Raw genomic sequence first — 23,605 nt, forward strand, 5'->3', positions numbered from 1 at the left:
ACAAGGGTTTGAAGGCCCGAGCGGGGGACCTACAATATAGGGGAAGAAATCGGGGAGTGCCATGGCAATCGTTCACCTTCTCAAGCTCTCTGCGGGGACCGAAAGCGTCGAAAGCCTGACCCGCTGGCAGGGCTCCGCCCGGGCCAAGGGGCCGGACGAGCTGCCGCGCCATGTCACCCGCATGTGGCCCAAGAAAGAGCAGCAGATTCTGGACGGCGGCTCGATCTACTGGGTGATCAAGGGATTGATCCAGTGCCGCCAGCGGATCCTCCGGCTCGACGAGGTCTCGGGCGGTGACGGCATCCGCCGATGCGCCATCGTGCTCGACCCCGAGATCTTCCGCGTGACCCCGGCCCCGCGCCGCCCCTTCCAGGGCTGGCGCTATCTCGCCGACGAGGACGCGCCCGCCGATCTGTCCCGCGCCCGCGAGGACGACGACGAGCTGCCGCCGGAGCTGGCCGGGGCGCTGGCCGAGCTCGGGGTGCTGTGAGGGGGCGGAGCGGCGCTTCGGCGTGCATTAGGGCGCGGCGCCTCGGGGTGGTGTGATTTCGGGCCGCAGGTGACGCTCGGCGTCCGTCTTGGTTAGGGCGCTTGGGGCACTCGGCTTGCTCGCAGACAGCGCGCGCGTCGCTTGGAATGCCCGCGTTCATCGCCCACCCGCTGCCCGCAATCTTGCGCCGAGACGTCCCCCTGCCCTCCCGGGCTCACAGGATCGCAAGCCCGCGCGCGCAGCTCCGACCCGCTCCCACCACGCCCCTCCCCGCACCCCGCATTGTTCGCATTCCCAGAGCCATCTGTGCGGGCGCGAACCTCCCCCGCTCTGGCCATTCGCCGCATGCTCGTTAGGTTCTGGCCCGAGACAACCCAATTCCCAGCCGCCCAAGGAGCGCCGAGATGAGCTATACCCCGCCCGAAGTCTGGACCTGGGACGCCGAGAACGGCGGCACCTGGGGCAGCCTCAACCGCCCGATCGCCGGGGCGACCCACGACAAGGAGCTGCCGGTCGGCAAGCATCCTTACCAGCTCTATTCCATGGGCACCCCGAACGGCGTGAAGGTCACGGTGCTCTTCGAGGAGCTGCTGGCCGCCGGCGTCTCCGAGGCCGAATACGACGCCTGGCTGATCCGCATCGGCGACGGCGACCAGTTCGGCTCGGGCTTCGTCGAGGCCAACCCCAACTCCAAGATCCCCGCGCTGGTCGACCGCACCGGCCCCGAGCCCGTCCGCGTCTTCGAATCCGTGGCGATCATGATGCATCTCGCCGAGCGCTACGGGAAGTTCCTCGGCAAGCCCGAGGACCGGCCGGAACTCCTGTCCTGGCTGATGTGGCAGATGGGCTCCGCGCCCTTCCTCGGCGGCGGCTTCGGGCATTTCTACGCTTATGCCCCCGAGCCGATGGAATACCCGATCAACCGCTACGCCATGGAAAGCAAGCGCCAGCTCGACGTTCTGGACAAGCACCTGGCCGACAAGGAATTCATGCTGGGTGAGGACTATTCCATCGCCGACATGGCGATCTGGCCCTGGTACGGCAACATGGTCCTGGGCCGCGCCTATAACGCCGGGACCTTCCTGTCGGTGCATGAATACAAGAACGTGCTGCGCTGGGCCAAGGCGCTCGACGCGCGTGCCCCGGTGGCGCGCGGCCGCATGGTCAATCGCACCTCGGGCGAGCCGCACGAGCAGCTGCTCGAGCGCCATGACGCCAGCGACTTCGAGACCAAGACGCAGGACAAGATCGGCGCATGACCGGCCCGAACGCCGCGCAGGCCGAGTTCTGGAGCGGCGATGCCGGGCAGCGCTGGGTCACGCATCACCGTGACCTCGATCTTCTGCACGATGCCGTGCGGGCCCTGCTCATGGCCCGCGCGGCGCCCGCGCCCGGTGAACGGGTGCTGGACGTGGGCTGCGGCGGCGGGGCGCTGACGCTCTCGGCCGCTCGCGCGGTGGGACCCAAGGGGGTCGCGCATGGCGTCGACATCTCCGCCCCGCTCCTGGCGCTCGCCGAGGCCGACCGCGCCGCGGCGGGCCTCGGGCAAGCGCGGTTTCTCGAGGCCGATGCCCAGGTGGGCGAGCTGCCGGGCCCCTACGAGCTGGTGCTCTCGCGCTTCGGGGTGATGTTCTTCGACGACCCGGAGGCGGCCTTTGCCCGGCTCCGCGCCACCCTGGCGCCGGGCGGGCGGATGCTCTTCGCCGCCTGGTCGGAGGCGCGCCACAACCCCTGGTTCGGAGAGGCCCGCGCGGTGGCCGTGGATCACCTCGGCGCCCCGCCTGCCGGTGATCCCGATGCGCCCGGGCCCATGGCCTTCCGCGACCCCGCCCGGGTGCAGGCGATCCTCGCCGCCGCCGGCTGGCGCGAGATCACCGTCGAGCCGGTCGACCTGAGCCTGCACCACCCCGAGGGCTGGCCCACGATGGAGCGCCTCCTGCCCGCGATCGGCCCGATCCCTTCCGTGCTGCGCGACATGGGCGGCAGCGCCGCCGACCGCGCCGCGATCCTCTCCCGGATGCACAGGCGCTGGGAGCGGTATCTCTCCGCCGACGGCATCCGCCTGCCCGCCCGGGTGAACCTGGTGGCGGCGAGGGGGTAAAGGGGGTGTGCGGGCGTGTGGGTCTGGGGCTTGAGCTGACGGGGCGGTGGCGGAGGCGGTCTCTGTCCTAACGGGCTCAACTAACGCCGTTCTCCCCTATCCACACGTCCAGACAGAGGGGGCAACGGGGGCGCATAGTGAATGTGGTTCCTGACCTGGCAGCAATTGCACGCCCTTTCGGGCTCAACCAACGCCCATCTCCCCTCTCAACCCGCCCAAACAGAGGGCGCGCACCGGACCGGGGGCCGGCGCTGCCGACCTCTGAGCGGGGCGCTTAATCCCGAAAAGGTCAGGGCTAGAGTTGAACTAAGCGCTTCGCCCACAAGAGCGCCGGCCCATCGGGCCGGTCCGGCGCGCGCCCTGCACCTTCGGTGCTATGCGGGCGCAAGAGGCACGTGGTCGAGCCTGGTTCCTGACCTGGCGGCGATTGCACGCCCTGCCGTGCTCAACCAACGCCTTTCTCCCCTCTCAACCCGTCCAAACAAAGGGCGCGCGACGGACCGGGGGCCGGCGCTGCTGCCCTCTGAGCGAGGCGCTTTATCCACGCAAGGTCAGGGCTAGGGGCGAACCAAGCGCTCCGCCCACAAGAGCGCCGGCCCAAGGGGCCGGTCCGGCGCGCGCCCGGCACCTTCGGTGCTATTCGGGCGCAAGGGGGGCGTGGTGGAGGCGTGGGGCGCTGATCTGGCGGAGTGGTTGATTTGAGTGGGTCAGAGCTGAAGTTTGGCAAGCCGAGCGGTTCCGCAGCAGCGGGCGTCAGTGACGCCCATCGCCCTTAGAGGCTCACCCCAACCGCACCCACAACACCGCCACCCCCCACACAAAAAAAGAGGCGGCCCACCCCGGGCCGCCCCTTCCAAACCATTCAAACCGAAGCCGCTTACTGCAGCGCCGACATCACCGCGTCCTCGGCGTCGCCGCCGTCCACGGTGGTCACGCCCTCGAGCCAGCCCGCGACCATGTCGGTGTTCTCCGACAGCCAGGCCGCGGCGGCCTCGTCGGGGTCCATGCCGTCGTTCAGGATCGCGCCCATGATCTCGTTCTCCATCTCCAGCGAGAAGACGAGGTTCTCGAGCAGCGCCTGCACGTTCGGGCAGTCCTCGCCGAAGCCGGCGCGGGTGTTGGTGTGCACGGTCGCGCCGCCGAGGTTCGGGCCGAAGTAATCGTCGCCGCCCTCGAGGTAGGTGAGGTCGAAGTTGGCGTTCATCGGATGCGGCTCCCAGCCCAGGAAGACGATGGGCTCGTCGCGGTCCGAGGCGCGGCCGACCTGCGCCAGCATGCCCTGCTCGGAGCTCTCGCGGATGTCGAAGCCGCCGAGACCGAAGGCATCCGCCTCGATCATGTCGAGGATCAGCCGGTTGCCGTCGTTGCCGGGCTCGATGCCGTAGATCGTCTCGTCGAGCGCATCGGCATGTTCGGCGATGGCGCCGAAGCTGTCGATGCCCAGCTCCGCACCTGCGGCATTGGTCGCCAGCGTGTACTTGGCGCCCTCGAGGTTGGTGCGCACGGTCACCACCGAGCCGTCCTCGCGGTAGGGCGCGATATCGTTCTCCATGGTCGGCATCCAGTTGCCGAGGAAGACGTCGATATCGCCGTCGGCCATGGAGGTATAGGTCACCGGCACCGACAGGACCTTCACGTCGGTCTCATAGCCCAGCGCCTGAAGCACGGTGGTCGTGGCGGCGGTGGTGGCGGTGATGTCGGTCCAGCCCACATCGGCGAAGCTCACGCTGTCGCAAGTCTCCTGCGCCGCGGCACTGCCGGCGACGAGGGCCAGCGCGAAAGCGGAAGTCAGCGTCGTTTTCATGTCGGTCTCTCCCTGAGATGTCTCAATCGAGTGTGGGGCGGATCATGCGGTTTTTGACTCGCGAGTCAAAGAACATTCCCGACATTTGCGCGCCGCGCGCGTAAACCCCTGGGATCCCGACAGAAAAACCGGCGCTAGAGGTCCAGCTTGGCCAAGAGCTCGCGCAGGGTCTCGCGGGTCTCGGCGCTCTTCTCGGCGGTCCGCGAGCGGAAGAGAGTCGCCTGGCTGCGCAGGATCGGCTCGTCCGAGAGCACCCGCAGGTGGTTGGCCCGGAGCGTCTCTCCGGTCGAGGTGATGTCGGCGATGGCCTCGGCGGTGAGGTTCTTCACCGTGCCCTCGGTGGCGCCCTGGCTGTCGACCAGCGCGTAATCGGCCACGCCGCCGTCGCGCAGGTAATGCCGCACCAGCCGGTGATACTTGGTGGCGATCCGCATGCGGAAGCCGTGCTCGGCCCGGAAGGCCGCCGCCGCCCCGTCGAGATCGTCGAGCGTGGTCACATCCACCCAGGACTGCGGCACCGCGAGGATCAGGTCCGCATGGCCGAAGCCCAGCTCGGCCAGCGCCTCGACCTTCTGGTCCCATTGCACCAGCTTCTCGTGCACCAGGTCGGTGCCGGTCACGCCCAGGTGGATGCGCCCGGCGGCCAGCTCGCGCGGGATCTCCCCGGCGGCCAGGAGCACCAGCGAGACACCCTCGATGCCGGTGACCCGCGCGGCGTATTCGCGCTCCGAGCCGGTGCGCTCCAGCGTGATGCCGCGCTGGCCGAACCAGTCGAAGGTCTTCTCCATCAGCCGGCCCTTGGAGGGCACGCCCAGCTTCACGCTCATGCCGCCGCTCCAATCTCGTCCAGAAGGTCGGGCCGGATCACCCCGCCCACGGCGGGGATGCTGGCGCCCTGCCCCAGCCGTTCGGTCAGCGCGTCGTAACGCCCGCCGGTCGCGACCGGCGGCAGGTCGGGCCGGCCCTCGGCGTAGAAGCCGAAGACGAAGCCGTCGTAATATTCCATCGAGCTGCGCCCGTAGGCGGCCTCGAAGTCCAGCGTCGCCACGTCCACCCCGCGCGCTTCGAGCGCGGCGCAGCGCCGCTCGAAGCGGCCCACGGCGGCGCGCAGGACCGGGAAGTCCATCGCCAGGTGCTTGAGGTGATCCAGCGCATAGGGGCAGGTCTCGGAGACACCCAGCAGCTCGTCGATCATCTCGACCTCGCTCTGCGCGAGCGGCGGGGTCTCGGCCTCGGCGCGCAGTGTGGCGATCCGGGCCTCGACCTCGGCGCGGCTGCGCAGGCCGATCTCGGGCCCGGCGCCGTCAAAGGGGTCCTCGGCGGCCAGAAGCGCGGCGCGCGCCTCGGGCATCGGGGTCTTGCCGGAGAAGCGGTTGATCAGCGCGCGGAAGCGGCGCGGCCGCCAGATGTGGCGCATCAGCGCGCGCCGCCGCGCCTCGCTGGTCTCGAGCCCGGCCACCGCGGCCTTGAGGATGCCGATGTCCCCGGTCGCCGCGCGCAGGGGCGCGCTGCCCAGCGCGCCGCGGATCGCGGCGAAGACCTCGGCATCGGCGGCATCGGGATCGGCGCGGTCGAAGACCTCGTAGCCCACCTGCAGGTATTCCGAGGCCCGGCCCGGGAAGTCCTCCTGCCGGCGGAAGACCTCGCCGGCATAGGTGTAGCGCGCGGGCTCGGCGCCATGGGCCATGTGCATCTGCACCACCGGCACGGTGAAATCCGGGCGCAGCATGCGCTCGCCCCGGCCCGGGTCCTGGGTGACATAGGCGCGGGCGCGGATGTCTTCGCCGTAAAGATCGAGCAGCGTCTCGGCGGGTTGCAGGATCTCGCAGTCCACCACCCGTGCGCCTTCCGCCTCGAAGCCGCCCCGGAGCGCGAAGGCCCGGTCGCGTGCCGCCCGGCTGCTCATGACCGGCGGTCCAGGATCTCTTGCACGCGGGCCACCAGCTCGGCGCGCGGGGCCTCGAACTGCGAGGGGCGTTCCTTCCACTCCTCGAGCGTGGCGTTCTCGGCGATCTCGGCGCCGAGCACCAGGTCCTTGATCTGCACCCGGCCGTTGTCGAACTCCTCGGAGCCCGCGATCACCGCCACCGGCGCGCCGCGCCGGTCGGCATACTTGAGCTGGTTGCCGAAGTTCTTGGGGTTGCCGAGGTAGACCTCGGCGCGGATGCCGGCCTGGCGCAGCTCGGCGACCATGGCCTGGTAGTCGGCCATGCGCGCACGGTCCATGACGGTGACCACGACGGGGCCCTCGGCGCGCGCCCCCGCGCGGCCCTTCTCGCGCAGCGCCGCCAGCAAACGGTCGACCCCGATCGAGACGCCCGTCGCGGGCACCGCCTGGCCGGTGAAGCGCTTGACCAGGTCGTCGTAGCGCCCGCCGCCCGCGACCGAGCCGAACTGCCGCTTTCGGCCCTTCTCGTCGAGGATCTCGAAGGTCAGCTCGGCCTCGAAGACCGGCCCGGTGTAATAGCCCAAACCGCGCACGACGGACGGGTCGATGACGATGCGGTCGTCGGCATAGCCCTGGGCGGCCAGAAGCGTCGCGATCTCGCGCAGCTCGCCCACGCCCTCGGCGCCAAGCGCGCTTTCGCCCACGGCCCGCTGAAGGTTGTCGAGCGTCTCTTGGGCGCCCGCGCCCTTGGAGGTCAGGAAGGCGATCACCGGCTCGGCCTGCTCCGCCGCCAGCCCCACACCGTCGATATAGGCCCCCGAGGCATCGAGCCGCCCCTTGCCCAGAAGCTCGCGGACGCCCGCCTCGCCGACCTTGTCGAACTTGTCGATGGTGCGCATCACCGCGGCCTTCTGGCCTTCCTCGGTGACGCCCATGGCCTCGAGCACGCCTTCCAGCACCTTGCGGTTGTTGACCCGCACGAGGTAATCCCCGCGCGCGATCCCCACCTCTTCCAGCGCGTCGCAGAGCATCGCGCAGATCTCCGCATCCGCCGCCACCGAGGGCGCCCCCACGGTATCGGCGTCGCACTGGTAGAACTGCCGGAAGCGGCCCGGCCCGGGCTTCTCGTTGCGCCAGACCGGCCCCGTGGCATAGCGCCGGTAGGGCGTCGGCAGGTCGTTGCGGTGCTGGGCATAGACCCGCGCCAGGGGCGCCGTCAGGTCGTAGCGCAGCGCCAGCCAGTCGCCCTTGCCGGCCTCCTCGCCTTCCTGCCAGGCAAAGACCCCCTCGTTCGGGCGGTCGACATCGGGCAGGAACTTGCCCAGCGCCTCGACGGTCTCCACCGCCGAGCTTTCGAGCGCCTCGAAGCCGTAGCGATGATAAACAGCGGTGATCCGGCCGAGCATCTCGGCCCGCTCGGTCACCTCGGCGCCGAAATAATCGCGGAAACCCTTGGGCGTCTCCGCCTTGGGACGGGGCTGTTTCTTCTGTTTGGCCATGGTGTAAGGCTCTGGATTCGGGGGCTGGGGATCGCGCGGCCTCCTCTAGCCGCTCCCGCCCCGGGGGGCAAGAACGCCAGGAGCAAGCCATGGACGACAGAGTGCAGCGGATCGAGGAACGGCTGGCCGATGTGATCCGCCAGGTCGAGGACCTCTCGGATCTCGCCGCGCGCCAGGACCGCGAGATCGAGCGCCTCTCCACGCGGGTCGCCATGTTGCTCGAACGCGAGGCCCAGCGCGAGACCGAAGGCGGCGGCGCGCATCTCTACGGCGACGAGACTCCGCCGCACTACTGAGCGCCCGCGCGTCGCGGTTCCGGCCCACGGCTCACCGCCGTGCCCCCCGCGCCGCCGTCCGTCAAACACAGCTCCGGCCACCGGCTCACGGCCTCCTGGACTAAGTGCCGCCGCCCGCTCTTGACGGCCCGCAGTGGCGCCACAACGCCCCACGCCGTCCGCTCCACACGGCCCGAAGTCACGCCTCGCGGCCCGCGCGCCGCCGCCCGCTCCACACGGCCCTCAGTCGCGGCAAACCGCCCGTGTCCGCGCGCCGCCGCCCGCGCCACGCGGCCACCAGCCCACACGCCAGCCCACGACGCACAGCACCAGAGCCAGCCCGACACCCCCAAAAAATCCCGCCCCCACAACCAGCCGCACCCGCCGGCCCAGCGCACACCCGCGCACCCAGCACACCCCCTTCCGCCCTTCAGCTTGTCCAAATACCTCGGGGGTGAATGCGGGCGGCACGCCCGCAGAGGGGGCAGAGCCCCCTCACCGGGTCCGGGGCGCCGCAGGCGGCCCGGACCCCACCAAACATGCCATCAAAACCGCTGAAACAGCCTCAGAAATCCACCACGTCCATGATCCCCGAGAGCGACTTGATCGCCCCCTTGATCTCGGGCGTCACCGGGAACTGCTCCTCGAGGCCGATCTCCACCTCGCCGGGCAGCCCGTCGTGGGCGAGGCAAAGGTGCACCGGCCCGCGCCCGGCCTTGGGCAGCTGCTCCGAGGCGCGGCTCAGGACCGAGGCGATCTGCGCGATGGCGCCCTGGTCCTCGATGTAGATCCGCAGGCCCGAGGTCCCGGCGTCCGCCACCGCCACGTCGACCGGCGCGACCGAGCGGCCGAGCAGTTTCAGCTGGTCGCTCTCCATGGTGGCCTCGACGGTGATCACCACCTTGGCGCCGGTCTCGAGGTGTTCGCGCGACTTCTCCAGCGTCTCGGAGAACAGCGTCACCTCGTAGGCGCCGGTCGGATCGGAGAGCTGGCAGAAGGCGAAGCGGTTGCCGCGGGCGGACTTGCGCTCCTGCCGGCCGGCGACGCTGCCGGCGAGCTTGGCGACCAGCGCGCCGCCTTCGGCCTTGCGGGTGACCTCTTCGAGGGTCAGCACCCCCTTGCGCTTCAGCGCCGCGAGGTAGTCGTCGAGGGGATGCCCCGAGAGGTAGAAGCCGATGGCCTTGAACTCCTCGGCCAGCCGTTCGGCGGGCAGCCAGTCGTTGACCGGCGCGAGCCGCGGCTCGGGCAGGTCGTCGCCGGCTTCGCCGAAGAGCGACACCTGGTTGGAGTTCTTCTGCTCGTGCACCGCCGCGGAATAGGCGACCAGCGCGTCGAGGCTGTCGAAGACCCGGCGGCGGTTCTTGTCGAGCACGTCGAAGGCGCCGGCGCGGGCCATCATCTCGAGCGGCCGCTTGCCGACGCGCTTGAGGTCCACCCGCCGCGCCAGGTCGTAGAGCGTGGCGAAGGGCTTGTCGCGGCCGTTCTCATCCAGCCGTGCGTCGACCACCAGCCGCATCGCCTCCAGCCCGACGTTCTTCAGCGCGCCGAGGGCGTAGATCAGCTTGCCGTCCTGCACGTCGAAGGCGGCCTGGCTGCGGTTCACGCAAGGCGGCACCCAGGGCAGCTCAAGCCCCTTCTTCACCTCTTCGAAGTAGATCGCCAGCTTGTCGGTGAGATGGATGTCACAGTTCATCACCCCGGCCATGAACTCGACCGGGTGGTTCGCCTTGAGCCAGGCGGTCTGGTAGCTGACCACCGCATAGGCCGCCGCGTGCGACTTGTTGAAGCCGTAGTTGGCGAACTTGTCGAGCAGGTTCCAGACCTCGACCGCCTTGTCGTCGTCGACGCCGTTCTTCTTGGCGCCCTCGATGAACTTGGGCTTCTCGGCGTCCATCGCCTCCTGGATCTTCTTGCCCATGGCGCGACGCAAGAGGTCGGCGCCGCCAAGCGAGTAGCCCGCCATCTCCTGGGCGATCTGCATCACCTGTTCCTGGTAGACGATGATGCCCTGGGTCTCGTCGAGGATATGATCGATCGAAGGGTGAATGCCGGCGCGTTCGCGCTGGCCGTTCTTGACCTCGCAATAGACCGGGATGTTCTCCATCGGGCCGGGACGGTACAGCGCCACCAGCGCCACGATGTCCTCGATGCAGGTGGGCTTCATGCGCTTCAGCGCATCCATCATGCCCGAGCTTTCCACCTGGAAGACCGCGACCGTCTTGGCGCGGGAATAGAGCCGGTAGGTCACCTCGTCGTCGAGCGGGATCTGCCCGATGTCGTTCTCGGCGCCCTCGAAGGGCTCGTAGATGGTGGCGCCGTCGGCACCGATGTGCAGGTCGCGGCCGGACTTGTGGATCAGGTCCACCGCGTTCTGGATCACCGTCAGCGTCTTCAGGCCGAGGAAGTCGAATTTCACCAGGCCCGCCTGTTCCACCCATTTCATGTTGAACTGGGTGGCCGGCATGTCCGAACGCGGATCCTGGTAAAGCGGCACCAGGTGATCGAGCGGGCGGTCGCCGATCACCACGCCCGCCGCGTGGGTCGAGGCGTTCCGCAGGAGCCCCTCGACCTGCTGGCCGTAGGTCAGGAGCCGGTCGACGACCTCCTCGGCGCGGGCCTCCTCGCGCAGGCGCGGCTCGTCGGTCAGCGCCTTTTCGATGGAGACGGGCTTCACCCCTTCCACCGGGATCATCTTCGACAGCCGGTCGACCTGGCCGTAGGGCATCTGCAGGACCCGGCCCACGTCGCGCACCGCGGCCTTCGACAGGAGCGCGCCGAAGGTGATGATCTGGCCCACCTTGTCGCGGCCATACTTCTCCTGGACGTAGCGGATCACCTCCTCGCGGCGGTCCATGCAGAAGTCGATGTCGAAGTCGGGCATAGAGACCCGCTCGGGGTTGAGGAAGCGCTCGAAAAGCAGCTTGTAGCGCAGCGGGTCGAGGTCGGTGATGGTCAGCGCATAGGCCACGAGCGAGCCCGCGCCCGAGCCCCGCCCCGGCCCGACCGGGATGTCGTGGTCCTTGGCCCATTTGATGAAGTCGGCCACGATCAGGAAGTAGCCGGGGAAGCCCATGCCCTCGATGATGCCCAGCTCGAAATCGAGCCGCTCCTGGTAGGCCTCGACGCTGTCGGCATGGGGGATCACCGCGAGGCGCTTCTGCAGGCCCTCGTTGGCCTGGCGGCGCAGCTCCTCGACCTCGTCGTCGGCGAAGCGCGGCAGGATCGGCGCGCGCTTCTCGGCCTTGAAGGCGCAGCGCTTGGCGATTTCGACGGTGTTCTCGATCGCCTCGGGCAAATCGGCGAAGAGCGTCACCATCTCCTGCGGCGACTTGAAGTAATGCTGCGGGGTCAGCCGGCGGCGCGGCTCCTGCTGGTCGACATAGGCGCCGTCGGCGATGCAGATCAGCGCGTCATGCGCCTCGTACATCTCGGATTTGGGGAAATAGACGTCGTTGGTGGCGACCAGAGGCACGCCCATCTCGTAGGCCATCTCGACGAAGCCGCGTTCGGTCATCCGCTCGGCCTCGGGGGCGCCCTCCTCTCCGGGGTGGCGCTGCAGCTCGACGTAGAGCCTGTCGCCGAAGATCGCGTGCATCCGCACCAGAAGCGCCTGGGCCGCGCCGCGGCTGCCCTGCCGGAGCAACATGCCCACCGGCCCGTCGGGCCCGCCGGTCAGGCAGATCACCCCCTCGGAATGGGCCTCGAGCTCTTCCACGGTGACATGCGCCAGCTCCCCGTCACCCCGCAGGTAGAGACAGGAGTTGAGCTTCATCAGGTTCTCGTAGCCCACCTCGGACTGCGCCAGCAGCACCACCGGCGCGGGATCCTTCGGGCGTTCGCCGGTGCCCGGCTCGACGTAGCGCAGATCGACCTGGCAGCCGATGATCGGCTGGATGCCCGCCCCCGCGGCCGTCACCGAGAACTCCAGCGCGGCAAAGAGGTTGTTGGTGTCGGTCACGGCGACCGCGGGCATCTCCATGCCGGCGCAGAGCCCGGGCAGCTTCTTCAGCCGCACGGCCCCTTCGAGCAGGGAATATTCGGTGTGAACGCGGAGGTGGATGAATCGGGGATCGGCCATGTCCCCCACACTATGTTGGGTGGGCCCGGCCCGAAAGCCACGAAAGAGGACAATCCGCCCAAGGCGGATCCCAAGCGCCCCTTGCGGCGTTATCCGACCGCAACTGGAAGGAAAGGTGGCCTGCCATGTCCCGTCTGATCGGTCTTGTCGTCCTGGTCGCGATCGTCATCGCGGTGCTTCTTTATTTCGGCTTCATCGAGCTCAGCCCCGAGGGCGAAGCCGCGCTCGAGGAGACCCAGGAAAACGTCGGCACCGCGATCGAGAACACCGGCGAGGCGCTGCAGAACAGCGGCAACTGAGCGCCGCAGCTTCGGGCGGCAGGCCCCCGCGTCTCGGCGCGGGGCACGATTTTTCTTGCCAAGACCTCGCCCGCGCCCCTAGCCTCCGGGGTCGAAGACACGACCCGGCCCGCCGCCTTCTACGCCGCATCGAGGGCGCGCATTCCACGGGCGCGAAGTAACGCGGCGCGAGTTTCACCATGAATATCCGCTTTCTTCTGAATGGAGAGAGTGTCGAGCTGAGGGACGTGGACCCGACGGTCACGCTGCTCGACTGGCTGCGCGAAGAGCGCGGCCTCACCGGCACGAAAGAGGGATGCAACGAGGGCGACTGCGGCGCCTGCACGGTGATGGTCACCGACGACCGCACCGGCGCGCGGGCGCTCAACGCCTGCATCCTCTTCCTGCCCCAGCTCAACGGCCGCGCGGTGCGCACCGTCGAGGGCATCTCCGGCCCCGATGGCGCGTTGCACCCGGTGCAGCAGGCGATGATCGACCACCACGGCTCGCAATGCGGCTTCTGCACGCCGGGCTTCGTGGTCTCCATGGCGGTGGCCCATGCCAAGGGCGCTAGCGATTACGACGACGCGCTGGCGGGCAACCTCTGCCGCTGCACCGGCTACGCGCCGATCGTGCGCGCCGCCGAGGCCGCGGCCAGCGCCCCGGTGCCCGACTGGATGACCGAGGCACTGCCCGCCCCGGGCGGCGCGGGCGTCGAGCCCGGCGCCGAAAGCGGCCGGGTCTTCGCGCCCGAGACCGCGGACGAGCTGGCCGCCACCTATGCCCGCCACCCCGAGGCGACGCTGATCGCCGGGGCGACCGATGTGGGCCTCTGGGTGACCAAGGACCTGCGCGAGCTTGAAGAGGTGATCTTCCTCAACCGCTGCGCCGATCTCGCCGAGATCGAGGAGAGCGACAGCCACTTCCGCATCGGCGCGGGCGTCAGCATGGACCGCGTGATGCAGGCCGTGGCCCCGAGCCTGCCCTCCTACGCCGAGATGATCCGCCGCTACGGCTCGGCGCAGGTGCGCGCCGCGGCGACCATCGGCGGCAATATCGCCAATGGCTCGCCCATCGGGGACAACCCGCCGGCGCTGATCGCGCTGGGGGCGACGCTGCACCTGCGCGCCGGCGACAACCGCCGCGAGATGCCGCTCGAGGAGTTCTTCCTCGATTACGGCAAGCAGGACCGCGCCCGCGGCGAATTCGTCGAGGCGGTGAGCTTCCCGAAGACGGCGCCGGATTTCCGGGTCTACAAGCTCTCGAAGCGCTTCGACCAGGACATCTCGGCGATCTGCGGCGCCTTCGACGTGACCGTCTCCGAGGGCAGCGTCAGCGCCGCCCGCGTGGCCTTCGGCGGCATGGCCGGCGTGCCGAAGCGCGCCGCCGCGGTCGAGGAGGCGCTCATCGGCGCGGAATGGAGCGAGGCGGGCATCGCCCCCGCGCTCGAGGCCTTCGAGACGGATTTCACCCCGATGAGTGACATGCGCGCCTCGGCCGACTACCGGCTCGAGGCCGCGCGTAACATGCTGCGCCGCTACCTGGCCGAGACCAAGGGCCAGGCGGTGTCGGTGCTGGAGGTGACGGCATGAGCGTTGCAAAACCCCTGCCCCATGACGCCGCGGCCCTGCATGTGACCGGCGCCGCGCGCTACATCGACGACATTCCCCTGCCCGCGAACACGCTGCACCTGGCCTTCGGGCTGGCGCCCATCGCGCGGGGGCGGATCACCGCGCTCGACCTCGGGCCGGTGCGGCAAAGCCCGGGCGTGGCGCTGGTCCTCGAGGCCGCGGATCTCGACCGGCCCGCCGATTGCTCGCCCTCGGCGCATGACGAGCCGCTTCTCTCGGGCCATTCGCTGCGCTACTTCGGCCAGCCGGTCTTCGTGGTCGCCGCCGACAGCCATCTGAACGCCCGCAAGGCGGCGCGCCGCGCGGTCTTCAAGACCGAGAAGCGCGACGCGATCTTCACCGTCGACGAGGCGCTGGAGGGGGACAGCCGCTTCGAGGAAGGCCCAAGGGTCTGGGAGAAGGGCGACGCCGGCGAGGCCATCGACGCCGCCCCGCACCAAGTCTCCGGCGAGATCGAGATCGGCGGGCAGGAGCATTTCTACCTCGAGGGCCAGGCCGCCCTGGCGCTGCCGCAGGAAGGCGGCGACATGGTGGTGCATGCCTCGACCCAGCATCCCACCGAGATCCAGCACAAGGTGGCCGACGCGCTTGGCCTGCCGATGCATGCGGTCCGCATCGAGACGCGCCGCATGGGCGGCGGCTTCGGCGGCAAGGAAAGCCAGGGCAACGCGCTGGCCGTCGCCTGCGCCGTGGTCGCGGCCAAGACCGGCCGCCCGGTGAAGATGCGCTACGACCGCGACGACGACATGACGATCACCGGCAAGCGCCACGACCTGCGCATCGAATACCGCGCGGGTTATGACGCCGAAGGGCGGCTCGCGGGGGTGGAGTTCACCCACCTGGTGCGCTGCGGCTGGGCGCAGGACCTGTCCCTGCCGGTTGCCGACCGGGCGATGCTGCATGCCGACAACGCCTATTTCCTGCCCACCGCGCGGATCGACAGCCACCGGCTGAAGACCAACACCCAGTCCGCCACCGCCTTTCGCGGCTTCGGCGGGCCGCAGGGCATGATGGGCATCGAGCGGGTGATGGACCAGATCGCGCATGAGCTGGGGCTCGACCCGCTCGAGGTGCGGCGGCGGAACTACTACGCGGAGAAGCCGGAGGGCACGGTGCCGCCCGGGCCCGCCGAAGCCCAAGCCGCGAAGACCGCCGCCGAGGCCGCGCCCCGGCCCGCCGACACGCAGGCCGATCTCGCCTCGCGCGGGGCGGTCGGCAATGCCGCGCCGGGCCCCGCGCCCACTCCGACGCCCGGGGCGCAGACCACGCCCTACGGCATGGCGGTCGAGGATTTTGTCCTGGGCGCCATGACCCGGCGGCTCGAGGAGAGCGCGGACTACGCTGCGCGCCGCGAGGCCATCGCCGCCTGGAACGCCGAGAGCCCGCATCTCAAGCGCGGCATCGCGCTGACCCCGGTGAAATTCGGCATCTCCTTCACGCTGACGCATCTGAACCAGGCGGGCGCCTTGGTGCATGTCTACCAGGACGGCAGCCTGGCCTTGAACCACGGCGGCACCGAGATGGGCCAGGGGCTCTTCCAGAAGGTCGCCCAGGTCACCGCCGAGACCTTCGGGCTCGACGCCCGGGCAGTGAAGATCACCGCCACGGATACCTCCAAGGTGCCGAACACCTCGGCCACGGCGGCCTCCTCGGGCTCGGACCTGAACGGCATGGCGGCGCGTGCCGCCGCCGAGACCATCCGCGACCGCATGGCCGCCTTCCTGGCCGAGCGCAACCAGGCCGAGCCGGGCGACGTGCGCTTCGAGGGCGGCCAGGTCACTGTCGGTGGCGAGACGCTGGACTTCGCCGAGGCCGCGAAGCTCTGTTACGAGGGGCGGGTGAGCCTGTCTTCTACCGGCTACTACAAGACGCCGGGCCTTGCCTGGGACCGGATCAAGGGCCAGGGCAAGCCGTTCTTCTACTTCGCCCATGGCGCGGCCTGCTCCGAGGTGGTGATCGACACGCTGACCGGCGAGCACCGGATCCTCAGGACCGACATCCTGCACGACTGCGGACGCTCGCTGAACCCGGCCATCGACATGGGCCAGATCGAGGGCGGCTTCGTCCAGGGCGCGGGCTGGCTGACCACCGAGGAACTGGTCTGGGACGAGGAAGGCCGGCTGCGCACCCATGCGCCCTCGACCTACAAGATCCCTGCCTGTTCCGACCGGCCCGACGTCTTCAACGTGGCGCTCTGGGACGAGGAGAACCCCGCCCAGACCATCTACCGCTCCAAGGCGGTGGGCGAGCCGCCCTTCATGCTGGGCATGTCCGTCTTCTTCGCGCTCTCCGACGCGGTGGCGGCGGCCGGGCCGAACTATCCCGCGCTCGACGCGCCCGCGACGCCCGAGCGGGTGCTCGCGGCGGTGCGGAGGGCCCGGGGGTGAGCTTCGCGCGCGCCGATCTTGCCCGCCTGGTGGCCGAGAAGGGGCGCATCGCCCGGGTCGTGGTGGCCGAGACCGCCGGATCGGCCCCGCGCGAGGCCGGCGCCGCCATGCTGGTCTGGCCCGAGGGCCAGGCGGGCACCATCGGCGGCGGCACGCTCGAATACGAGGCCGCCCGCGCCGCCCGCGCGGGCCGCTCCGGGCTCAGCCGTCACGCGCTCGGCCCCGACATGGGCCAGTGCTGCGGCGGGCGGGTCACGCTTCTGACCGAACATTTCGACGCCGAGAACCTCGCCGAAGTGCCCGAAGAGGGCCTGTTCGCCCGCGGTGCCGAGCCCATGCCGCTTGCCGTCCGCCGCGCGCTCTCCGAGATCCGCGCCGGCCGCGCCGCGCCGACGCCCCGGCTGGTCGAGGGCTGGATGCTCGAGCCCGTCACCGAGGCCCGCCGCCCGCTCTGGATCTGGGGCGCGGGCCATGTCGGGCGGGCGCTGGTCTCTGTCCTGGCGCCCCTGCCCGAGTTCGCGATCTTCTGGGCCGACACCGGGCCCGAACGTTTTCCCGACGACATCCCCCCGGGCGTGACGCCCCTGCCCGCCGCCGATCTGCCGCGGCTCGCGGCCAATGCCCCGCGCGAGGCTGCGCATCTGATCCTGACCTACAGCCACGAGATCGACCTGGCGCTCTGCCACGCGCTTCTGCAGCGCGGCTTCGACAGCGCCGGGCTGATCGGCTCGGCCACCAAGAAGGCGCGCTTCCGCAAGCGGCTCTCCGGTCTGGGCCACGGCGACGGTGAAATCGCGCGCATCCGCTGCCCGATCGGGCAGAAATCCTTGGGCAAGCACCCTCAGGCCATTGCGCTCGGCGTCGCCGCGGAGCTACTTCACACTGAAAAGACAGGGAAACATGTCGATTGGGACAGCCACTTCTCAGCCTCCGGGGCCTGACCAAGGCCTATCCCGGCGTCGTCGCCAATGACGACGTCTCCTTCGAGATCGGCCGTGGCGAGATCCACGCGCTGCTCGGCGAAAACGGCGCCGGCAAATCGACCCTGGTGAAGATGATCTACGGGCTGGTGAAGCCCGACGCCGGGCAGATGGAGATGGCTGGCAGCGCCTTCGCCCCCTCCGAGCCCGCCGAGGCGCGCCGCGCCGGCGTCGCCATGGTCTTCCAGCACTTCTCGCTGTTCGACGCGCTTTCGGTGGCCGAGAACGTCGCGCTTGGCATGGAGACCCCGGCCAAGACCCGCGATCTGGCGCGCCAGATCCGCGAGGTCTCCGAGGCCTACGGGCTGCCGCTCGATCCCTATCGCACCGTCGGCACGCTGTCGGCGGGCGAACGCCAGCGCGTCGAGATCATCCGCTGCCTCCTGCAGGACCCGCGCCTCCTGATCATGGACGAACCCACGAGCGTCCTGACCCCGCAGGAGGTCGAGATCCTCTTCGAGACCCTGCGCAAGCTGCGCTCCGAAGGCACCTCGATCCTCTACATCAGCCACAAGCTCGAGGAGATCCGCGCGCTCTGTGACACCGCGACGATCCTGCGGCTCGGCCAGAAGGTCGCCACCTGCACGCCGGCCGAGACCACCGCGCGGGAGCTGGCCGAGATGATGGTCGGTTCGAGCTTCGCCACGCCCGCCGCCAAGACCACCACGCCCGGCGAGGTGCTTCTCGAGACCCGGCAGCTCAGCCTGCCCGCCCCCGACGCCTTCGCCACGCCGCTGCGTGCGGTCTCGCTGTCGCTGCGCGCGGGCGAGGTGCTGGGCATCGGCGGGGTCGCGGGCAATGGCCAGGACGAGCTTCTGGCCGCGCTTTCGGGCGAACGGCTGGCGCCCCGCGGCACGATCTTCTTCAAGGGCGGCGACGTCAGCCGCATGGGCCCGGTGGTGCGCCGCGACGCGGGCCTTCTGTCCGGCCCCGAAGAGCGGCTCGGCCATGCCGCCGCGCCCAACATGAGCCTTGTGGAGAACGGCGTCCTGACCGCCGCCCGCCGCGAGGGGCTGGTGCGCAACGGCTTCATCGACTGGAGCGGCGCCGCACGCTTCTCCGAACGGGTGATCGAACGTTTCGACGTGCGCACGCCCTCGGCGCAGACCGCCGCCCGGGCGCTTTCGGGCGGCAACCTGCAGAAATACGTGATCGGCCGCGAGATCCTGCAGAACCCCGAGGTGCTGGTGGTCAACCAGCCGACCTGGGGTGTCGATGCCGCCGCCGCCGCCGCGATCCGCCAGGCGCTGCTCGACCTCGCCGCCCAGGGCGCGGGCATCCTGGTGATCAGCCAGGACCTCGACGAGCTTCTGGAAATCTCCGACCGCTTCGCCGCGCTGAACGAGGGCCGGCTGAGCGAGGCCCGCCCGGTCGCCGAGCTGACGATCGAGAAGATCGGCCTGATGATGGGCGGCGCCCATGACATGGAGGTGGCCGATGCGCAGAGCTGAGCCCCTGCCCCCGCACCGGGCCGCCCCGCGCGCGCCCCGGCCCGCCCTGACCCAAGCCGCCACGGAGGTCCGCGCATGATCCGGCTCGAGAAACGCCCCCAGCCCTCGCGGCTCTGGACGCTCCTGTCGCCGATCCTGGCGGTGCTGCTGACCATGGTGGTGGGCGGCTTCCTCTTCGCGGTGCTCGGCGCCGATCCCTTCGAGGCGATCCGCACGATCTTCTGGGACCCGCTCTTCAATCCGCAGTTCGCCGCCTATTCGCGCCCGCAGCTCCTGGTGAAGGCCGGGCCGCTGATCCTCATCGCCATCGGCCTGTCGATCGGCTTCCGGGCGGGCATCTGGAACATCGGCGCCGAAGGACAATACATCATGGGCGCGGTCGCGGGCGCCGCCGCGGGCCTGGCGCTCTACCCGTCCGAAAGCCCGCTGATCTTCCCGCTCATGGTGCTGGCCGGCGCGCTTGGCGGCTGGGCCTGGGCGATGATCCCGGCGATCCTGAAGACCCGCTTCGGCACCAACGAGATCCTGGTCTCCCTGATGCTGGTCTATGTGGCGGAATCGATCCTCGCCTCGGTCTCCTCGGGCCTTCTGCGCAACCCCGAGGGCATGGGCTTCCCCGGCAGCCGCAACTTCCGCGAATGGGAGGCGGCGGCCAACCTCGAGATCTTCGCCGACACCGGCATGCACTGGGGCGTGGTCGCGGCCTTCATCGCGGTGATCGGCGCCTACGTCCTGATGGCGCGCCACATCCAGGGCTTCAACATCCGCCTCTCGGGCGAGGCCCCGCGCGCGGCGCGGTTCTCGGGGGTGAACCCCGCGCGGGTGGTGATCTTCTGCCTCGGCACCGCGGGCGCGCTGGCGGGCCTCGCGGGGCTCTTCGAGGTCACCGGCCCCGCCGGGCAGATCTCGATCGACTTTAACTCGGGCTACGGCTTCACCGCGATCATCGTGGCCTTCCTCGGGCGGCTGCACCCGGTGGGCATCCTGCTCGCGGGGCTCCTGATGGCGCTGACCTATATCGGCGGCGAGCTGGCGCAGCTCATGCTGGGGGTGCCCGGCGCCTCGATCCAGCTCTTCCAGGGGATGCTGCTGTTCTTCCTCCTGGGCGTCGACGTCTTCACCAATTACCGTATCCGCATCGGCCAGGGAGTGGCAGCCTGATGGACCTTTCCTCGATCTCGCCCGTCCTGCTGCTCGCCTCGGTCATGGTCTCGGCCACGCCGATCCTGCTGGCCGCCATCGGCGAACTGGTGGTGGAGAAATCCGGCGTGCTGAACCTCGGCGTCGAGGGCATGATGATCACCGGCGCGGTGGTGGGCTTCGCGGTGGCGGTGAACACCGGCTCGCCGGTGCCGGGCTTCCTGGCCGCGGCGCTGGCCTCGGCGATCCTGTCGCTGAGCTTCGGACTCCTGACCCAGGTCTTCCTGTCGAACCAGGTGGCGACCGGGCTGGGGCTGACGCTGGTCGGCCTCGGGCTCTCCTCGCTGATCGGCAAACCCTACGAGGGGATGAAATCCCCGACCCTGCCGCGGCTCGACCTCGGGCCGCTCTCGGACCTGCCGGTCCTGGGACGCATGGTCTTCTCGCATGACATCATGGTCTATCTCTCGCTGGCGCTGGTGGCGGCGGTCTGGGCCTTCCTGAAATACACCCGCGCCGGGCTGATCCTGCGGGCGGTGGGCGAAAGCCACGACGCCGCCCATGCGCTGGGCTACAAGGTGGTGCGCGTGCGGCTCATGGCCATCGCCTTCGGCGGCGCCTGCGCCGGGCTCGGCGGCGCCTACCTCAGCCTCGTGCGGGTGCCGCAATGGACCGAGGGCATGACCGCGGGCGCCGGCTGGATTGCGCTCGCCATCGTGGTCTTCGCCTCCTGGCGCGCGGGCCGGGTGCTGATCGGCGCCTACCTTTTCGGCGGCGTGACGGTGCTGCAGCTGAACCTGCAGGCCGCGGGTGCCGCGGTGCCGGTCGCGCTCTTGTCCGCCTCCCCCTACCTGATAACCATTCTCGTGCTCGTGATCATCTCGGCGCGGGGAGCCCATGGCGCGCCCGCCTCGCTGGGACGCCCCTTCCACGCCTCGGCCTGATACGCCCGGGGCGCGATCCAACCACAACAGGGAGACCAAAAATGTATCGCAGAACCCTTCTGGCCTCGGCCGCGGCGCTCGCCATGAGCGCGGGCGCGGGCTTCGCCCAGGACGACCCGGTCAAGGTCGGCTTCATCTACGTCGGCCCGATCGGCGACGGCGGCTGGACCTATGAGCACAACGAGGGCCGCCTCGCCGTCGAAGAGCACTTCGGCGACCAGGTCGAGACCGTCTACCAGGAAAGCGTGCCCGAGGGCGCCGACGCCGAGCGCGCGATCACCCAGATGGCGCTTTCGGGGGCCGACCTGATCTTCACCACCTCCTTCGGCTACATGGATCCGACCATGGCGGTGGCCGAGAAGTTCCCGGACGTGAAGTTCGAGCATGCCACCGGCTACAAGCGCGCCGACAACGTCTCGACCTATTCTGCGCGCTTCTACGAAGGCCGGGCGATCCAGGGCCATATCGCGGGCTCGATGACCGAGACCAACAAGATCGGCTATATCGCCTCCTTCCCGATCCCCGAGGTGATCCGCGGCATCAACGCGGCCTATCTGCACGCCAAGAAGGTGAACCCCGAGGTCGAGTTCTCGATCGTCTGGGCCTACACCTGGTTCGACCCGGCGAAAGAGGCCGACGCGGCCCGCGCCCTGATCGAGAACGGCGCCGACGTGATCCTGCAGCACACCGATTCCACCGCGCCGCAGGCCGCCGCGCAGGAAGCCGGCGGGGTGATCACCTTCGGCCAGGCCTCGGACATGGCCGAGTTCGGCCCCGAGCCGCGGGTCTCCTCGATTATCGACAACTGGGCGCCCTATTACATCGACCGGGTGCAGGCGGTGATCGACGGCAGCTGGGAGTCGGTCGACACCTGGGACGGCATCGCGCCCGGCATGGTCGAGATCGGCGAGATCTCCGAGGCCGTGCCCGCCGAGGTCAAGGAAGAGGCCCTGGCGCTGAAGGAGAGCATCTCTTCGGGCGAGTACCACCCCTTCACCGGCCCGATCAACAAGCAGGATGGCTCGGTCTGGCTCGCCGAGGGCGAGACCGCCGACGACGGCACGCTCCTGGGCATGGACTTCTACGTCGAAGGCCTGACCGGCGAGATCCCGAACTGAGGCTGACCGCCTGACCGAAAAGGCCGGGGCCCCGCCCCCGGCGCTCCGAGGCCCCGCGTGCCCCACCCGGCGCGCGGGGCTTTTTCGTGCCGGGGCGGGCGGCCTCCCCGGCGGCTGCGCGGTCGCCCGCGCCCGCGTTCGCGGCACATCTCAAACCGCCCGCAAGCCACAGCGCTCCCGATCCACCCGCAGCGCCGGCTCCAGCGACCGCGCGCCCTCCAAAAGCACTCAACCCGCGCAAACGTCTCCCAATGCAGAACACCCCGCCAAACTGGCCCACGCGCGCCCCTCTCCACCTCCAGACCGGCACCCCCACCGAACCGCCACCCGCAACCCGCCCCCTCTTGCGCATGGCCGGGCCGGAAATACTCCGGGGGTCCGGGGGCAGAGCCCCCGCCGCGGCCCGAAAGGGCCGCGCTCCCCGGCCCACCACTCCCCAAAACCAAACCGATGATTTCCCCACCCGCCGCGCTATCATGGCGCTGGCAGGACAACCGAGGAGAGCCCCCCATGCGCAAGCTCCAGGCACAGGGCGTGCATCACATCACCCTGACCGGCGCCGACCGGCAGAGCTCGATCGACTTCTGGGAGGGCGTCCTCGGCATGCCCTTCATCTTCGACCAGCCCAATCTCGACAATCCCGACGAGGGTCATCTCTACTTCGATCCCGGCGACGGGCGGCTGATCACCATCTTCACCAACGAGAAGCGCAAGGCCCAGCACGCGCGCACGCCGACCGATGCGGGCTGCGTGCATCACATCGCCTTCAACGTCTCCAAGGCGGTCTGGTCGCAGGTGGTCGAGCGGCTCGACGAGCGCGGCATCACCCATTCCGGCCCCAAGGACCGGGGCTTCATGGATTCGATCTACTTCAAGGACCCGCTGGGGCTGTTGATCGAGCTGGCCTGCTACCGCTTCGAGCCGCCGATGGGCTGTTCGCATGCGGACGTGATGATCGAGGCGCATCGCATCCGGGTGTCGCGGGGCGACTACAACATCGCCGAGATCCATCTCGCCGATGCGATCGAGGCGCTGGTCTCGCGCCGCCAGCAAAGCCTCTCCGAGGACCGCGGCCCGCGGGATCCCTACGGCGGCTGAGGGGGCTGGGTCTGGAGAGGGGGGCGTCGAAGCGGGGGCCGCCGCTGGCGACCTCTGAGATAGGCACTTTGTTTCTCCCAGGTCAGGGCAAACCTTGAACCAAACGCGCCACGCACAAGAGCGCTGGTCCAACGGGCCGGCCCGGGGCGCTTCAACCCTTATCCCGCGCCCTCCCCCTATTAACTCACACCACCAAAGGGCGCGCGCCGGACCGGGGGCCGGCGCTGCCGACCTCTGAGCTGCGCGATTTATCCCGACAAGGTCAGGGCTGGTGACAAGCTTTGCGCACCACTCCCAAGCGCGTCGTCCCGGGGGGCCGTTCCGGCGCGCGCCCGGCACCTTCGGTGCTATTCGGGCGCAAGAAGCGCTGGCTGAACCGGAGCACGCTGGTGCCGCCGGCTGGCCAGAAGACCACCTGCAGAAGCCACGCGCTCTGCCCTTGC

General features: G+C 69.7%; 18 protein-coding genes. 13 read left to right on the forward strand and 5 right to left on the reverse strand.

Annotation, left to right across the window (positions count from 1 at the left end; all coding sequences use genetic code 11):
• Positions 1 to 61 precede the first annotated feature (61 nt).
• The 3 genes from ACX938_RS15985 (at position 62) to ACX938_RS15995 (ending at position 2,591) form a co-directional block, all read left to right on the forward strand.
• The gene (locus ACX938_RS15985; RefSeq protein ID WP_459431797.1) at positions 62 to 490 is read left to right on the forward strand and encodes a DUF1489 family protein; all 429 of its coding nucleotides are present in this window, start codon (positions 62 to 64) and stop codon (positions 488 to 490) included.
• Positions 491 to 894: 404 nt separating this feature from the next.
• Positions 895 to 1,749, forward strand: a complete 855-nt coding sequence (yghU, locus tag ACX938_RS15990) for a glutathione-dependent disulfide-bond oxidoreductase (protein WP_459431798.1) — start codon at positions 895 to 897, stop codon at positions 1,747 to 1,749.
• On the forward strand, positions 1,746 to 2,591 hold the full coding sequence (locus ACX938_RS15995; protein WP_459431799.1) for a class I SAM-dependent methyltransferase: 846 nt from the start codon (positions 1,746 to 1,748) through the stop codon (positions 2,589 to 2,591). The genes yghU and ACX938_RS15995 overlap by 4 nt, the downstream gene beginning before the upstream one ends.
• Before the next feature lie 877 nt (positions 2,592 to 3,468).
• On the opposite strand, the gene choX is transcribed toward ACX938_RS15995, so the two are convergent.
• The 4 genes from choX to hisS form a co-directional block, all read right to left on the reverse strand.
• Positions 3,469 to 4,395, reverse strand: coding sequence for a choline ABC transporter substrate-binding protein (gene choX / locus ACX938_RS16000; RefSeq protein ID WP_232753190.1), 927 nt, complete (start codon positions 4,393 to 4,395; stop codon positions 3,469 to 3,471).
• A gap of 134 nt (positions 4,396 to 4,529) precedes the next feature.
• Positions 4,530 to 5,222: an ATP phosphoribosyltransferase gene (gene hisG, locus ACX938_RS16005; RefSeq protein ID WP_232753189.1), complete on the reverse strand. Its 693-nt coding sequence runs from the start codon at positions 5,220 to 5,222 to the stop codon at positions 4,530 to 4,532.
• Entirely contained in the window at positions 5,219 to 6,301 is a 1,083-nt protein-coding gene (locus ACX938_RS16010) for an ATP phosphoribosyltransferase regulatory subunit (protein WP_232753188.1), read from the reverse strand. The genes hisG and ACX938_RS16010 overlap by 4 nt, the downstream gene beginning before the upstream one ends.
• Positions 6,298 to 7,782 (reverse strand): histidine--tRNA ligase, encoded by a 1,485-nt coding sequence (hisS, locus tag ACX938_RS16015; protein ID WP_459431800.1) that lies wholly within the window; start codon positions 7,780 to 7,782, stop codon positions 6,298 to 6,300. The genes ACX938_RS16010 and hisS overlap by 4 nt, the downstream gene beginning before the upstream one ends.
• An 89-nt stretch (positions 7,783 to 7,871) precedes the next feature.
• Between hisS and ACX938_RS16020 the strand changes: the two genes are divergently transcribed.
• Positions 7,872 to 8,078 carry a SlyX family protein gene (locus tag ACX938_RS16020; RefSeq protein WP_232753186.1) on the forward strand — a complete coding sequence of 69 codons (207 nt, stop codon included), beginning with the start codon at positions 7,872 to 7,874 and terminating at the stop codon, positions 8,076 to 8,078.
• A gap of 544 nt (positions 8,079 to 8,622) precedes the next feature.
• Here the strand turns inward: ACX938_RS16020 and dnaE are convergent.
• On the reverse strand, positions 8,623 to 12,135 hold the full coding sequence (dnaE, locus tag ACX938_RS16025) for a DNA polymerase III subunit alpha (RefSeq protein WP_459431801.1): 3,513 nt from the start codon (positions 12,133 to 12,135) through the stop codon (positions 8,623 to 8,625).
• Between the two features lie 125 nt (positions 12,136 to 12,260).
• Between dnaE and ACX938_RS16030 the strand changes: the two genes are divergently transcribed.
• From ACX938_RS16030 to ACX938_RS16070, 9 genes are all read left to right on the forward strand, one after another.
• Complete coding sequence (locus ACX938_RS16030) at positions 12,261 to 12,434, forward strand: hypothetical protein (protein ID WP_459431802.1); 174 nt, start codon at positions 12,261 to 12,263, stop codon at positions 12,432 to 12,434.
• 179 nt (positions 12,435 to 12,613) lie between these two features.
• Positions 12,614 to 14,005: a xanthine dehydrogenase small subunit gene (gene xdhA / locus ACX938_RS16035; protein WP_459431803.1), complete on the forward strand. Its 1,392-nt coding sequence runs from the start codon at positions 12,614 to 12,616 to the stop codon at positions 14,003 to 14,005.
• Positions 14,002 to 16,431 carry a xanthine dehydrogenase molybdopterin binding subunit gene (xdhB, locus tag ACX938_RS16040; RefSeq protein WP_459431804.1) on the forward strand — a complete coding sequence of 810 codons (2,430 nt, stop codon included), beginning with the start codon at positions 14,002 to 14,004 and terminating at the stop codon, positions 16,429 to 16,431. Before xdhA ends, xdhB begins: the two co-directional genes overlap by 4 nt.
• Positions 16,428 to 17,372: a xanthine dehydrogenase accessory protein XdhC gene (gene xdhC / locus ACX938_RS16045; protein ID WP_232753911.1), complete on the forward strand. Its 945-nt coding sequence runs from the start codon at positions 16,428 to 16,430 to the stop codon at positions 17,370 to 17,372. Before xdhB ends, xdhC begins: the two co-directional genes overlap by 4 nt.
• Positions 17,339 to 18,862, forward strand: coding sequence for an ABC transporter ATP-binding protein (locus ACX938_RS16050; protein ID WP_459431805.1), 1,524 nt, complete (start codon positions 17,339 to 17,341; stop codon positions 18,860 to 18,862). The genes xdhC and ACX938_RS16050 overlap by 34 nt, the downstream gene beginning before the upstream one ends.
• A gap of 75 nt (positions 18,863 to 18,937) precedes the next feature.
• The gene (locus ACX938_RS16055; RefSeq protein WP_232753913.1) at positions 18,938 to 20,023 is read left to right on the forward strand and encodes an ABC transporter permease; all 1,086 of its coding nucleotides are present in this window, start codon (positions 18,938 to 18,940) and stop codon (positions 20,021 to 20,023) included.
• Positions 20,023 to 20,946, forward strand: coding sequence for an ABC transporter permease (locus tag ACX938_RS16060; RefSeq protein ID WP_232753914.1), 924 nt, complete (start codon positions 20,023 to 20,025; stop codon positions 20,944 to 20,946). Before ACX938_RS16055 ends, ACX938_RS16060 begins: the two co-directional genes overlap by 1 nt.
• A 41-nt stretch (positions 20,947 to 20,987) precedes the next feature.
• Positions 20,988 to 22,064, forward strand: coding sequence for a BMP family ABC transporter substrate-binding protein (locus ACX938_RS16065; protein ID WP_459431806.1), 1,077 nt, complete (start codon positions 20,988 to 20,990; stop codon positions 22,062 to 22,064).
• A 510-nt stretch (positions 22,065 to 22,574) separates the two neighbouring features.
• Positions 22,575 to 23,162 carry a VOC family protein gene (locus ACX938_RS16070; protein WP_459431807.1) on the forward strand — a complete coding sequence of 196 codons (588 nt, stop codon included), beginning with the start codon at positions 22,575 to 22,577 and terminating at the stop codon, positions 23,160 to 23,162.
• Positions 23,163 to 23,605 lie beyond the last annotated feature (443 nt).

It is taken from the genome of Roseivivax sp., assembly GCF_054552075.1.